This window comes from Capnocytophaga sp. oral taxon 329 str. F0087 (assembly GCF_000213295.2).
GTDB classification, from domain to species: Bacteria; Bacteroidota; Bacteroidia; order Flavobacteriales; family Flavobacteriaceae; genus Capnocytophaga; species Capnocytophaga leadbetteri_A.
The window spans coordinates 1-13,205 of sequence record NZ_KN390013.1 but is presented as its reverse complement, the minus strand read 5'-3'; the positions used below and the strand labels follow the sequence as shown (position 1 = coordinate 13,205).

General features: G+C 40.9%; 17 protein-coding genes and 6 tRNA genes. 2 read left to right on the top strand and 21 right to left on the bottom strand.

Annotation, left to right across the window (positions count from 1 at the left end; translation table 11 throughout):
* Window positions 1-11 precede the first annotated feature (11 nt).
* Together HMPREF9074_RS07520 and gldB are read left to right on the top strand one after the other, a co-directional pair.
* Window positions 12-923: a hypothetical protein gene (locus tag HMPREF9074_RS07520; RefSeq protein WP_009390231.1), complete on the top strand. Its 912-nt coding sequence runs from the start codon at window positions 12-14 to the stop codon at window positions 921-923.
* Between the two features lie 2 nt (window positions 924-925).
* On the top strand, window positions 926-1,906 hold the full coding sequence (gldB, locus tag HMPREF9074_RS07515) for a gliding motility lipoprotein GldB (protein WP_009390229.1): 981 nt from the start codon (window positions 926-928) through the stop codon (window positions 1,904-1,906).
* A gap of 264 nt (window positions 1,907-2,170) precedes the next feature.
* Here gldB and HMPREF9074_RS07510 read toward each other — a convergent pair.
* The 21 genes from HMPREF9074_RS07510 to HMPREF9074_RS07410 all read right to left on the bottom strand — a co-directional run.
* Window positions 2,171-2,243: transfer RNA gene (locus HMPREF9074_RS07510), tRNA-Phe, on the bottom strand.
* 102 nt (window positions 2,244-2,345) lie between these two features.
* Window positions 2,346-3,371: a class 1 fructose-bisphosphatase gene (gene fbp / locus HMPREF9074_RS07505; RefSeq protein ID WP_009390225.1), complete on the bottom strand. Its 1,026-nt coding sequence runs from the start codon at window positions 3,369-3,371 to the stop codon at window positions 2,346-2,348.
* A 28-nt stretch (window positions 3,372-3,399) separates the two neighbouring features.
* Window positions 3,400-4,116, bottom strand: coding sequence for a pyridoxine 5'-phosphate synthase (locus HMPREF9074_RS07500; RefSeq protein WP_009390223.1), 717 nt, complete (start codon window positions 4,114-4,116; stop codon window positions 3,400-3,402).
* Window positions 4,117-4,139: 23 nt separating this feature from the next.
* Window positions 4,140-4,619, bottom strand: a complete 480-nt coding sequence (locus HMPREF9074_RS07495; RefSeq protein WP_009390220.1) for a hypothetical protein — start codon at window positions 4,617-4,619, stop codon at window positions 4,140-4,142.
* 11 nt (window positions 4,620-4,630) lie between these two features.
* Window positions 4,631-4,867 (bottom strand): NifU family protein, encoded by a 237-nt coding sequence (locus HMPREF9074_RS07490; protein ID WP_009390218.1) that lies wholly within the window; start codon window positions 4,865-4,867, stop codon window positions 4,631-4,633.
* Between the two features lie 26 nt (window positions 4,868-4,893).
* Complete coding sequence (locus tag HMPREF9074_RS07485; RefSeq protein WP_009390216.1) at window positions 4,894-5,235, bottom strand: hypothetical protein; 342 nt, start codon at window positions 5,233-5,235, stop codon at window positions 4,894-4,896.
* Window positions 5,211-5,411: a hypothetical protein gene (locus tag HMPREF9074_RS07480; protein ID WP_009390214.1), complete on the bottom strand. Its 201-nt coding sequence runs from the start codon at window positions 5,409-5,411 to the stop codon at window positions 5,211-5,213. Before HMPREF9074_RS07480 ends, HMPREF9074_RS07485 begins: the two co-directional genes overlap by 25 nt.
* Before the next feature lie 19 nt (window positions 5,412-5,430).
* Window positions 5,431-6,549 carry an Mrp/NBP35 family ATP-binding protein gene (locus HMPREF9074_RS07475; protein ID WP_009390212.1) on the bottom strand — a complete coding sequence of 373 codons (1,119 nt, stop codon included), beginning with the start codon at window positions 6,547-6,549 and terminating at the stop codon, window positions 5,431-5,433.
* A gap of 44 nt (window positions 6,550-6,593) precedes the next feature.
* Entirely contained in the window at window positions 6,594-7,076 is a 483-nt protein-coding gene (locus HMPREF9074_RS07470; RefSeq protein ID WP_009390210.1) for an S-ribosylhomocysteine lyase, read from the bottom strand.
* Between the two features lie 112 nt (window positions 7,077-7,188).
* Window positions 7,189-8,958, bottom strand: coding sequence for an aminopeptidase P family protein (locus HMPREF9074_RS07465; RefSeq protein WP_009390209.1), 1,770 nt, complete (start codon window positions 8,956-8,958; stop codon window positions 7,189-7,191).
* A 51-nt stretch (window positions 8,959-9,009) separates the two neighbouring features.
* Window positions 9,010-9,204, bottom strand: a complete 195-nt coding sequence (locus tag HMPREF9074_RS07460; protein ID WP_034540169.1) for a hypothetical protein — start codon at window positions 9,202-9,204, stop codon at window positions 9,010-9,012.
* A 5-nt stretch (window positions 9,205-9,209) separates the two neighbouring features.
* Window positions 9,210-9,653, bottom strand: a complete 444-nt coding sequence (locus tag HMPREF9074_RS07455) for a DUF6934 family protein (RefSeq protein WP_009390207.1) — start codon at window positions 9,651-9,653, stop codon at window positions 9,210-9,212.
* Window positions 9,654-9,678: 25 nt separating this feature from the next.
* Window positions 9,679-9,969 (bottom strand): hypothetical protein, encoded by a 291-nt coding sequence (locus tag HMPREF9074_RS07450; protein ID WP_009390206.1) that lies wholly within the window; start codon window positions 9,967-9,969, stop codon window positions 9,679-9,681.
* Between the two features lie 108 nt (window positions 9,970-10,077).
* Window positions 10,078-10,148 (bottom strand) — tRNA-Trp (locus HMPREF9074_RS07445).
* 69 nt (window positions 10,149-10,217) lie between these two features.
* Window positions 10,218-11,405: an elongation factor Tu gene (tuf, locus tag HMPREF9074_RS07440; protein WP_009390204.1), complete on the bottom strand. Its 1,188-nt coding sequence runs from the start codon at window positions 11,403-11,405 to the stop codon at window positions 10,218-10,220.
* A 64-nt stretch (window positions 11,406-11,469) separates the two neighbouring features.
* A tRNA-Thr gene (locus HMPREF9074_RS07435) sits at window positions 11,470-11,541 on the bottom strand.
* A gap of 12 nt (window positions 11,542-11,553) precedes the next feature.
* Window positions 11,554-11,626, bottom strand: a tRNA-Gly gene (locus HMPREF9074_RS07430).
* Window positions 11,627-11,656: 30 nt separating this feature from the next.
* Window positions 11,657-11,738, bottom strand: a tRNA-Tyr gene (locus tag HMPREF9074_RS07425).
* A 42-nt stretch (window positions 11,739-11,780) separates the two neighbouring features.
* Window positions 11,781-11,854, bottom strand: a tRNA-Thr gene (locus HMPREF9074_RS07420).
* 147 nt (window positions 11,855-12,001) lie between these two features.
* Entirely contained in the window at window positions 12,002-12,922 is a 921-nt protein-coding gene (locus HMPREF9074_RS07415; RefSeq protein ID WP_009390203.1) for a M48 family metallopeptidase, read from the bottom strand.
* Between the two features lie 14 nt (window positions 12,923-12,936).
* A partial coding sequence (locus HMPREF9074_RS07410; RefSeq protein WP_034540162.1) for a LemA family protein occupies window positions 12,937-13,205 on the bottom strand: 269 nt, incomplete at its 5' end.

Genomic DNA, 13,205 nt, shown 5'->3' with positions numbered 1-13,205 from the left:
GATACCATACTATGGATTGGGAAGATATTTGTAAGAAAAATAATGTAGACAGTTCTTTTCTGAAGGAGTTTAGACCTTCAGCAGGGCTCCGCCTACTAAACTATGGCGAGTTCTTAGCAGCTAAAGAACGCTTAACCTCTTATCAGTTAGGGTTTAACTTATTGCCGATTTTCATAGATAACGAAAAGTCTGTAGTAGCAATCTATACTAATGATATTTTCAAGGGGAAAGTAGTGGTGTATGAAGACGAACCTTACCCCGACTTCTCTCCTGATTTTAGAAACATAAACTCTTTTCTGAATGCCTATCATCAGTGCCTCCGAAAGGGTGAGTTTCATCATCTGTACTGTTTAGAATACGCAATAGAGTATTCACCAGGGATAACAGAACCTGAACCACTATTGTTAGAAGCCTGCTGGAAATATATAGAAAAAGATATTTTCGCTTCAGACATACAGCGAGATGTAGTCTATAGAACTGCTATCTTCCTCACACCTAATGACCAACGCGAACGCTTGTTACCTTTTATACAAAGTCCGTTTGTAGATGAGCAAAAAAATAGCCGTATAGTAGATGTTGCTCTATACTCCTTAGGAGGGCAGCAACCCTATAGCCCTGCTAAGCCTTTAGTAGAAGCGCTGCTAAAGAAAAAGGAGTATAAAGAGCATTTCCTAAGAGATAATCTTTTTGAAGGCGCTTTCAAAAAGAAGACAATAGACGACGAAGATGATCTATTATCGATGATAGTATTAGCCGTGCGCACCGACCGGCAAGCAATGGGCTGCGCTATCGTAATAGCAGCTTTAACCATATTATATATCGCGGCTATCTTTTTGCTTTTTCCTATAGAGAATGCGCTGATGCACCTATTTATACTGTTTATTATAGCAATGATTGCCTTTACTATTTTCACTATTAAATAAAAATGAAAAGAATATTACTAAGCCTTGTACTGATAACCGCCATAGCTTGTGGCGATAAAAAAGAAAAAGAAATAGCCGCCATACCAATGCACTTTGAGACTGTGCGGTTAGACTCTTTATTTGTAAAAACCTCCGATGCTGACCTGCCCAAGCTGTGCCGGAAGTATCCTTACTTCTTCACCTCTACTATTAGCGATGAAGAGTGGCTCGAAATTCGCAACGGACTTATCTTCCCTGATGAACCCTCAGTAAACTTACGTTATGCTGATATTTACAACGAAATACACAAGAGTTTAGGCGACTTTTCAGCAGAAAAGAAAGAGCTAAAACGCCTATTCCAGCATATCAAATACTACTTCCCTAAATTTGAGCCTCCCCGCGTAGTAACCCTTATCAGCAGAGTAGATTATGAGTCGCGAGTGATTTATGCCGACACCTTGCTGCTAATAGGTGCTGACAACTATTTGGGGGCTAAACACCCTTACTATCAGGAGATGCAGCAGTACATCAGTACTGAGCTCGACAAGCAATACCTAACAGTAGATGTAGCGGAGGCATTTGCTAACAAACTCGTACCTCGTGGAGCACATCTCACCTTTTTAGACAATATGATTTACGAAGGCAAAAAGCTGTATTTAGAGAGTCTTTTGATGCCCGATAAAAAGCCGGCAACACTACTAAAATATACTTCTGACCAATACGATTGGGCAAAGGCAAATGAGGTAGAAATATGGCGGTATTTTATAGAAAAGGAGCTACTCTACCAAACTGATAAGAAACTGCTCTCTCGGTTCTTATATCCTGCACCTTTCTCTAAATTCTATTTAGAGTTAGACAACCAGTCACCAGGACAGATAGGGCGTTATATAGGCTATCAGATTGTGCAGGCTTATGCCGAAAATCACAAAGATACTCCTTTAGTAAATCTATTGGCAATGAAAGCTGATGAATTGTTTAAACAATCACTGTATAAACCAAAATAATATCCCAATATGTCAAAGAACAAACTCTGGCTTTTTTAAAACCTTTACGGGGGCAAAGTTCGTACGTTTTGCTGAAGTGTGCAAATACTTGTCTCATCGTGTTACAGAGTTGTCTCATATCTAAATAGGCGCGAGCTGTAGCTCGCGCCTGTATTATTTTGATTTATAACATATACAAAAAACAAGAGCCTCAGTTGTTACTGAGGCTCCTGCAATTCCTAATCCTTAAAAATATGAAAAATTTCCTCTATGAAGAAGATCTCGTGGTACCTCCAGGAATCGAACCAGGGACACAAGGATTTTCAGTCCTTTGCTCTACCAACTGAGCTAAGGTACCAGTTGTTTCATTTTTACGGGTGCAAAAGTAATACTTTTTTTGAAACTTGCAAAATATTTCGCGAATATTTTGCAAGTTTTTTATCTACCTTTTTATAACTACTTAATATTCAGGCTTATCATTTGGGTACTTCGCCATAAATTCTTCTGCTTTTTTCACCATATTTTCTGATCCACAGAAGAAAGGCACACGCTGATGTAGCTTCTTTGGTTCAATATCCATTATGCGTTGGTAGCCATCAGAGGCTTTTCCTCCCGCTTGTTCAGTCAAGAAAGCCATAGGATTACACTCGTACAGCAGACGCAATTTACCTTGGGGGGTACGCGTACCTGATGGGTAAATATAAATACCTCCTTTCAGCATATTACGGTGAAAATCTGACACCAAAGAACCTATATAACGCGAAGTATAAGGGCGATCCTCTTCTAATGCCTGACAGTATTTTAGATAGTCTTTCACCCCTTGTGGGAAGTGTACATAATTCCCCTCATTTATTGAGTAGATATTGCCGTCTTTAGGATACTTCATATCGGGGTGCGATAGGTAGTAAGTACCGATAGAAGGGTCGAGAGTAAAGCCATTTACCCCGTGCCCCGTGGTGTAGACTAACATAGTAGAAAGCCCATATACCACATAACCTGCCGCTACTTGCTTGTTACCCGGCTGCAAGAAGTCTTCTAACTGCACTGGCGTACCTACAGGAGTTACGCGTTTGTAGATAGAAAAAATAGTACCTACCGTTACGTTTACATCTGCATTGCTCGAGCCGTCTAACGGGTCGATAAGCACTACATATTTGCTGTTAGGGCTATTTTCGGAAGCGTTGATGGGTATGAAAAATTCGTTTTCTTCGGAAGCAATACCACATACCACATCGCGCTGAGTGAGTGCACGGATAAAAAGGTCGTTAGCAAAAACGTCTAACTTCTTTTGCACCTCGCCCTGCACATTTTCTTGTCCCATATCGCCGAGAATATCCTCTACAAGTCCTGCTTTGTTCACCTCTCGATTTACTAATTTCGAGGCTAATTTTATAGCACTCAATAGCCGAGAAAATTCTCCAGTAGAATGTTGAAAGTCCTTCTGATGCTGAATGATGAACTCTCCTAAAGTTTGGTGTGTTTTCATTTTGTTATTATTTAATTTATGTTTATTGCTAATTAGCCAATTTATTCAGGTAGAGTTGTATCACATTCTCTAACCCTAAATAAAGTGCCTCACAGATAAGAGCGTGCCCTATCGATACCTCTAAAAGGTTAGGTATTTGCCTTCTGAAGTACTGCACATTATCAAGGCTTAAGTCGTGCCCTGCATTGAGCCCTAAGCCTACTTTTTCAGCCTCTTGGGCTGCTCTTACATACGGAGCAATAGCACCCTTATTGCCTAAGGCATATTCGCGGGCATACCCTTCGGTGTAAAGCTCTACGCGGTCAGCCCCTGTAGCCGCCGCCGCTGTAACCATCGCCTCTACAGGGTCTACGAATAGTGAGGTACGAATGCCATTGCGCTTAAACTCTGCCACTACTTCTGTTAAAAAATCCTTGTGTTTAACAGTATCCCAGCCAGCATTAGAGGTGATAGCATCTTCGGCATCGGGCACAAGCGTCACTTGGGTAGGTTTTACTTGCAGCACAAGGTCTACAAATTTAGGGATAGGATTTCCCTCTATATTATACTCAGTGGTTACCACCTTCAGCAGGTCGAACGCATCTTGGTAGCGTATATGTCGCTCATCAGGACGTGGGTGAATGGTGATACCCTCTGCTCCAAATTGTTGCGCATCTTTAGCTACCTGCAAAAGGTCGGGCATATTGCCGCCACGTGCATTGCGCAATGTAGCTATTTTATTGATATTTACACTTAGTTTCGTCATTGTAAAAGTCTGTTTTACGAGTACTATTTTTTCTCTTCTTCGGCTACTTCGGCTCTGAGTATAGAGTCTTGAGCATTAGGGGTTACCCTATAGGCTTTAGGGTCGTTCTGAGGATTAGAGATATTAAAGCTAACCGTATCTTTATCGTGTTGGGGCTTGATATTCCCTACAAGCACTTTTTTTATCGATGCCAAATACTTCTCATTATTCTCTATCTCTTGCTGTAACGAATCTACTTTAAAAAGCAGTCCTAATGTTTCTCTTTTGTTTTCTACTGCCGTATAGCCCAAAATATACTGCCTCAAAGGCGAATAAATGATAAATACAGTAGTAAGAGTGATGAGTATAAAGGCAAAAAGCGAACCGAACACAAAAATGTTCATTCTACTAAGTTTAAACGATGTTTTTTCTTCAAAAGTACTATCGTCCATTACTACTAAGCGGTATTTACTTAGCCATTTTCGCTTCCAGTATTCTTTTTTTGATATCTTATTCACACTCATTACTACCTTATCTAAATACTAATTACTTGTTCTATTTGGGGTACAAATTCTTTTATAGTCATTTCTACCCCACTCTTTAGGGTCATTTGGTTTACGGCACAATTGGTGCAAGTACCCTCTAAGCGCACTTTCACTATTTTGTCATCTTCTATATCTACTAACGTAATGTCACCTCCGTCATTTTGCAGATACGGACGTATTTTGTCAAGGGCGTTTTTTACTTCTTCTCTTAATTCTTCTGAGGTCATTGATGTTTTTTATTAGTTATTACGATTTAGTACTCAGTTAAATCCAATTCTTCAGGATCATTTCTGTTGTCCCAGAAAGCAATAAAACGAATTTCTCCCCTACTCTCTATAATTTTGTAATAAATAGAAAAATTATGAAGCACTATTACTCTTCTTAATTCCTCGTCAACTATTTCAAAATCATATACTCTTTTTCCTATTCTTGGAGTTTGTTTAAGAAGGTTAGAAATCTTTTCAACTTCTGCTTCTATTTTATCACTATAAGACCTTGAAAAAGTCTTTTCCATCCAAAACAACAAAACATCTAAGAATTGCATTCGTGCTCTAGGTACCCATACAATTCTTAATTCAGCATCTTTTGTTCCCATTGGTTTATAATTCTCTTGGCTTCTCTCATCACTTCATCGTGAGGTATAAAAATACCTTCTTTTTCTTCTACTAAGCCTTCTTTTATAGCTTTTAGTGCTCCTTTTGATATTTTTTCAGTAGCACCTAAAATGGGAGAAATAGCTTTCTTTTGTGATTCAACAATCAGTGTGTCCATAATTGTGAATTATTAATTGTTAATTACTACAGCCTGCTGTATTGGTAATCCTGATAGCTTCAGAGGGGGGTAGATTTTCATTGCGCGCTACCACTTGTTTTACTACCTCTTGTGCTAATTGCTGAAAGGCTTTTGCTTGTATAGTGCCTTCTTGTAGCACTATAGGTCTGCCTGTGTCGCCTGACTCTCTGATACCTTGTACCAAAGGTATTTCTGCTAACAATGGCACATTTAGGTCAGTAGCGAGGTTCTTAGCGCCCTCTTTGCCAAAAATATAGTATTTATTATCTGGCAGTTCTTCAGGGGTGAAGTACGCCATATTCTCTACGATACCAAGTACCGGCACATTGATGTTTTCTTGTTGAAACATCGCTACCCCGCGTCTCGCATCAGCAAGAGCTATCTTCTGAGGGGTACTTACTATTACAGCGCCCGTAACAGGCAGTGCTTGCATAATGCTTAAGTGAATATCGCCTGTACCAGGAGGTAGGTCGATGAGGAGGAAATCTAACTCGCCCCAATGCGACTCGAATATCATTTGATTGAGGGCTTTTGATGCCATCGCTCCTCGCCATATCACTGCCTGATTGGCATTGGTAAAGAAGCCTATGGAGAGTATCTTCACTCCGTAGTTTTCGATAGGCTGTATAAACGATTTCCCTTCGATTACTACCGATTGAGGGCGCTCGCCTGCTACATCAAACATAATAGGGATAGAAGGACCATAAACATCGGCATCGAGTATCCCTACTTTAAAGCCCATTTTAGCTAATGAGGCTGCGAGGTTGGCCGTTACGGTGCTCTTACCTACGCCTCCTTTGCCTGAGGCTACCGCTATCACATTCTGAATACCTGGTATAGGTTTGCCTTTTATTTCAGGTGTTTCGGGTACGACTACTTTTACATTTACCACCACCTTTGCTTTTTCGTGCACCTCGCCGTGTATGGCTTTCATAATTTCTACTTCGGTGCGTTTTTTGGCTTGCATACTGGGGTTGTTGATAACCACATCTACTACCACCTCATCGCCAAAAACTACTATGTTTTGTACTGCCCCACTATCTACCATATTTGCCCCTTCACCTGGGGTAGTTATTTTCCTAAGGGCTTCTAATATATCTTTTTTATTAATATTCACTATGTTAATTTTTTAATTTATAAATTCGTAAATTAGCCTATTTGCTAATTCTCTGGATAATGCAGGTTTTCTGCGGTTAGTTTATAGAGCGTTTCTTCTAAATATTTTTTAGCCTCATACTTGGCTATTGGCAGGTTGTTGTTATAAAAGTTACCACACTCTAAGGCTGAAGCCCCTGGTATTTCGCCTTCAAAATCGGCGATGTACTCAAAGAGCTGTGTAATAAGAGGGGCGATATCTTCAGCACTATAGTCGCCGGCAATAATCAGGTAATTACCCGTCATACAACCCATAGGCCCCCAATAGATAATCTTGTCTTTCCACTCTGGGTTATTGCGCAACCAAGTAGCGGCAAGGTGTTCAATAGTGTGTATTTCAGCACTCCCAAGTACGGGTTCGCGGTACGGAAGTTTCATACGGATATCAAAAGAGGTAAGCGTTTCATTACCTACGTGATCTTTACGCGATACGTATATACCCCTATTAAGTTTCAAGTGGTCTATACAAAAACTGGCTATTCTTTCCATTAGTAATAAATGATATTTTTGCAAAGATATAAAATAATTAGCAAATTAACAAATTTGAAAAATTAGCCTATCTGCTAATTCACCCATTTGCTAATTTGCTAATTTATTGTTATTACAACGGTTTTACCAACTCTAAAAACCATTGTTTTACCTCGCCTTGTAGGTGCTTAGCTAACTTCTCTTCACAAGTTTTGTGATAAGCGTTTAGCCACTGTCTCTCTACATCGGTTAGAAGCGATACGTTGATACCCGATGGCATAAACGGACAAAGGGTGAGGGTTTCAAAATCGTAGAAAGTACCAAACTCATTGGTTATTACCTCGCGTACAGCTACCAAGTTTTCGTGTCGTATACCGTATTGATTTTCTAAATAGAAACCAGGTTCGTCAGAACATACCATTCCTTTGAGGAGCACCTGTGGATTTAGGTCTTTGCGGATATTCTGAGGCCCTTCGTGTACGTTCATAAAGCTACCTACTCCGTGCCCTGTGCCGTGTCCGTAGTCTTTGTGGTTTTTCCAAAGCGCCATACGTGCGTAGGCATCTAACTGCACCCCTCTGGTCCCTTTAGGGAATTGTACCATAGCCAACTGAATCATTCCTTTGAGCACCAAAGTACTGTCGTCAATAAACTGTTGTGATACTTTTCCTAACGGAATGGTACGGGTGATGTCGGTAGTACCCTCTAAATACTGTCCGCCAGAGTCTACCAATATACTGCCCTCAGCGTGTACCTCTTTGCTGCCGTGCTCTGGAGCCGAATAGTGCACTATAGCCCCATTGCCCTGATAACCGATGATACTGCCGAAACTTTCGCCTACAAAGTTAGCGCCAGCAGCACGGAACTCGCGAAGTTTCTTGCCGATGCTATACTCCGTCATTGGCTCTTTACCTACTTGGTGAGTAAGCCAATAAAGGAAGTTTACCATTGCTACCCCATCGCGCTCCATCACAGTGCGGAAACCTGCTAATTCGGTCTCATTTTTCACCGCTTTCATCAGATTGCCAGGTGCTGGTGCTTGTACTATGTGGTTGTCTTTCTGCAATGCTTCAAAAATAGCTTGATTGGTATTAGCTGCCAAAAGTATATTCTGACCTTTTACGGTAGAAAGATAGTCGTAAAATGCGTCGTAGTCGCAGATGGCCACTTGCGCTTTAGCCAAATGCGCTTCTACCTCTGGGGTTAGCTTTGCCTTATCTACGAAAAGGGTCGCCTCTTTATCAGTTAGCGCTATATAGCCCAAAAACACAGGATTATAAGCCACATCGCTACCGCGTAGGTTGAGTGTCCAAGCCACATCGTCGAGAGCGGTAATAAGGTGTAATTGTGTGCGTTTTGCCGCCATAGCCTCTCTGATAGCTTTAAGCTTATCGGCTACCGTTTGTCCAGCCCACTTATCGGGGTGCACAAAAATGTGGTGTAAAGGGTCTTTTTCGCGGTTTGTCCAAATAGTATCGAGCAGTGGCTTGTGTACCAATTTGAGTCCGTTAGCATTTAGGGTAGCTTGTAGCTTTTCCCACGCTACGTGCGAAGTTGCCAAGGCATTAACCGCTACGGTTGCTCCTTGAGGGAGTACTGACACTAACCAATCAGCATAGTCGGGCGTCCCTTCTACCCCATCTTTAAAAAGGTCGATACCTGAGCCTTTTAGCTCTATAGCCGACTGCACGAAGTAGCGCGAGTCTGTCCATAATCCTGCCTTGTCGTCAGTAATCACTACGAAGCCCGCAGAGCCAGTAAATCCTGATAGCCAAGCGCGTTCGAGCCATTCTTTAGGCAAATACTCACTAAGGTGAGGGTCGGCGCTATACACTACGAAAGCACCGATATTGTTTTCTTGCATTTTAGAGCGCAAGAGGGCTAATTTTTCAACTGTATTCATCGTTTATAGTTTTGTAAATTCATCGTTATTTAGTAACCACTGTAGTTAATACTAAAATTTAGGCAATCCAGCCGTTCTTAGCACTTCATTAGCTCGAGCCAATTTTTCAGGGAAAAGTACCTTGCCTGCATATTGATCTAATAAAGGGTCTGGTTCTAAAAGCACATAATGAGGTGTTACCTTTATTACTTTAGGTTTTTTAGGTTGCTCTGGATTCTCTTTTATCTGTTTTTTTTCTACACTCATAATCATTATTTTTTACGTTTTACTACAAACCCTTGATAATCGACAGAAGGATTAAATTCTTCCCACTCTCCATTTAATAAACATCTCAGGTCAAAATCTTCATTAATAGCTGACAAATATTTAACAATATTTATTCTGTATAGTCTTGTTCTTGCAGGAGTACTTCCTTCAGCATATATCCACGCCTCAGGAAAGCGGTCAGTAAAAGAATAAACTGCGGCGACAATAGTAGCAAGTACTTTCTCCATATCACCATTATTAGAAACTACTTTATCATCTATTTCACCTGTGATAGGGTCTTTATCACCAAAAGCCAAATTATAAAAATCTTTCAGATTAGTATACTGAAAGTCTATCATTTTCTGAATACTTCCTTTAGTTCCCACACTTGTAAACTCATATATAAATACGGTTTCACCGGTTCTTATATCATATTTAGGTAAGTTCATTGGTTATGTTAATCTTAATTCATCATTATTTAGCAAACACCGCTAGGGCAATCGTAACGGCTATTGCTAATACTGAGCCTACAATCCCTAATACCCAATAGATAGTTTTGATTTCGGTTCTAAGGGTTTGAAACTGTAGCTCGTAGGCTTCTTTCAACTGCTGCGTCATCATTTTGTTTGCCTCAGTTGATTTTTCTATTGCAAATATTAAATCTTTCATATCGTCATTCATTTTTATTTCTATAATCCGCAATAAGGCATCTCGCTGCTCCTGCGGAATACGTTCTGTTATTTGAGTAAAGTTGGCAATGTCCATTTCAATTCAAAATTTTATATTTATCAAATTGCCCCGCAAAGTTACAATATATTTTTCTAAAAAGCAAAAAAAAACTTTGCTAAAGAATTTCCTTAGCAAAGTTTTTAGCACGGGTGGAGGGATTCGAACCCCCATCAACGGTTTTGGAGACCGCTATTCTACCCTTGAACTACACCCGTATTTTTAAAAAAGTTTTGAGAGAGAAGCCTCTCAAAACTTTTTAATGTTTAATCTATTTATTAACTTAATTAGTCAAGAATTTCAGTTACCTGACCAGCACCTACGGTACGACCACCTTCGCGGATAGCGAAACGAAGACCTACGTTCAATGCAATTGGTTGTAACAATTCTACTTCGATAGTTACGTTATCACCTGGCATAACCATTTCTACACCTGGTTGTAGGTGGATAGTACCTGTTACGTCAGTTGTACGTACGTAGAATTGAGGACGATAGTTGTTGTGGAATGGAGTGTGACGTCCACCTTCTTCTTTAGAAAGGATATACACCTCAGCTTTGAATTTAGCGTGTGGAGTAACAGATCCTGGTTTGCAGATTACCATACCACGTTTGATATCTTTTTTGTCAATACCGCGAAGTAGTAGACCTACGTTGTCACCAGCTTCACCACGGTCAAGGATTTTGCGGAACATTTCAACCCCAGTAATAGTAGAGGTTAATTTATCAGCGCCCATACCGATGATTTCAACAGCTTCACCTGTTTTAGCTACACCAGTTTCGATACGACCAGTAGCAACGGTACCACGACCAGTAATAGTGAAGACGTCTTCGATAGGCATCAAGAATGGTTTATCTACGTCACGAGTTGGAAGTTCGATCCATTTATCTACAGCGTCCATAAGGGCAAGAACGGTATCAACCCATTTCTTTTCGCCGTTAAGAGCACCAAGAGCTGAACCTTGGATGATAGGAGTGTTATCTCCGTCATATTGATATGAGCTCAATAGTTCGCGCATTTCAAGTTCTACAAGCTCTAAAAGCTCTGGGTCATCCACCATATCCACTTTGTTCATAAACACAACGATACGAGGAATACCTACTTGGCGACCTAGAAGGATGTGCTCACGAGTTTGAGGCATAGGCCCGTCAGTTGCAGCAACCACAAGGATTGCACCGTCCATTTGCGCAGCACCAGTAATCATATTCTTTACATAGTCGGCGTGGCCAGGACAGTCTACGTGTGCGTAGTGACGAGTAGCAGTTTGGTACTCTACGTGTGAAGTATTGATGGTAATACCACGTTCTTTTTCTTCTGGAGCGTTATCGATTGAATCGAAGCTACGAACTTCTGAAAGACCAGCATCAGCTAAAACTTTGGTAATAGCAGCTGTTAAAGTTGTTTTACCGTGATCCACGTGTCCAATAGTACCAATATTCAAGTGGGGTTTTGAACGATCAAATGTTTCTTTTGCCATTTTAAATAAATTTTAAATCTTAGTTATATAAATGAGTGTTTGATGTGTGTACAAAGGTAAAATGAGCTGATGACGAGATTTGAACTCGTGACCTCTTCCTTACCAAGGAAGTGCTCTACCCCTGAGCTACATCAGCATACCAAAAAAGAGCGGGAGACGAGGTTCGAACTCGCGACATTCAGCTTGGAAGGCTGACGCTCTACCAACTGAGCTACTCCCGCAAAAAAATATAAATATTATGTACATTTTAGTGGGGAGAACAGGATTCGAACCTGTGAAGGTATAACCAGCAGATTTACAGTCTGCCCTCGTTGGCCGCTTGAGTATCTCCCCTCAATTAACATTTTAAACCTATTAAATAATGAACTTTTCTTGAGCCGGCAGAGGGATTCGAACCCACGACCCCGAGATTACAAATCACGTGCTCTGGCCAACTGAGCTATGCCGGCGGTATAGTACCTTTGTTACAGAGTGCAAAAGTATAACCTTTTTTTTAACTACCAAAATTTTTAGTAGTTTTTTTTATTATTTTTTTTCTATTTATTTACAATCTATTGATTATCAATACCTATCACCTACACCCTAACTGCTAATTCTTAATACTGTTCAAGCACTGCTATGCGCTTTTCTATAGGCGGGTGGGTAGCAAAGAGGGCAAAGAAACCCTCAGCTTTATAATCAATAAAGAGCTCTTTTACCTCATCATTCTGTACCTCCTCAAGGGTAGAGTGCCCTGAAATCTTCCGTAGGGCACTGGCCAGTGCCAATGAATTATGGGTCATCTCTACAGCTCCTGCATCGGCCATATACTCCCTGCTGCGCGAAAGTGCCAACTTGAAGAGTATCGACAGGAAATAAACAACAGCTGCCACAATAATTACTACCACCATTATAAGGGCGCCGCCTCCTTTGTCGTCTTTTCTTCTCGACGAAGAAAATGAGGAGTTGATAACACTGCGGAAAGCTATATCGGCAATAGCGGCAAAGATACCCACAAACACAATAGTAACGATAAGCAAGCGCACATCGCGGTTGCGAATATGGGTAAGCTCGTGGGCTATCACCCCTTCGAGCTCTTCATCAGTAAGTCGGTTGATAATACCTCTGGTAAGGGTAACGGCATACGTTTGCTGATTGATACCCGAAGCAAAGGCGTTGAGTGCGTCTGTTTCGATAATGTAGAGCTTAGGCATCGTCATCCCGACGCTCATACACAAGTTTTCGGTAAGGTTGTACACCCGCATATTGTCGCGCCGCTGTAAGGGCTGAGAGTGGGTAGCGGCTTGTATCATTTGCGTATTGAAAAAATACGAAATAACAAACCATATCGCTACTCCCACCACAACAAGAGGGGCTACCGAAATAAATTCGGCATTTGCCCGTTCGAAGTCTTTTAGAGTGATAAACCACAGCACTATATAGGTGCCCGCTAACAATAGTAGAGGGAAAGCTAACAAATACAAGATTGACTTTGTATTGTTAAGAGCAATTTGCTGTCGAATGCCACGATACTTCATAAAGGCTTCGCTATTTATTTGAACGAAATTTCTGGTGCTTTATCGAGCTGCTGACGCTGTTCGGTGCCTAAATCAAAGAAAGGCTGAACGGTCATCTGTTTGAAACCTGCTACTATATTAGTAGGTATTGACTGAATAGCGGTGTTGAGTTCTTTGGTAGTAGAATTGAAATAACGGCGTACAGAAGCCAATTTGTTTTCGATGTCGGCTATCTCTTGCTGCAAGTGCATAAAGTTGGTGTTAGCTTTCAGGTCGGGATAGGCTTCTACTTGTATGTTGAAAG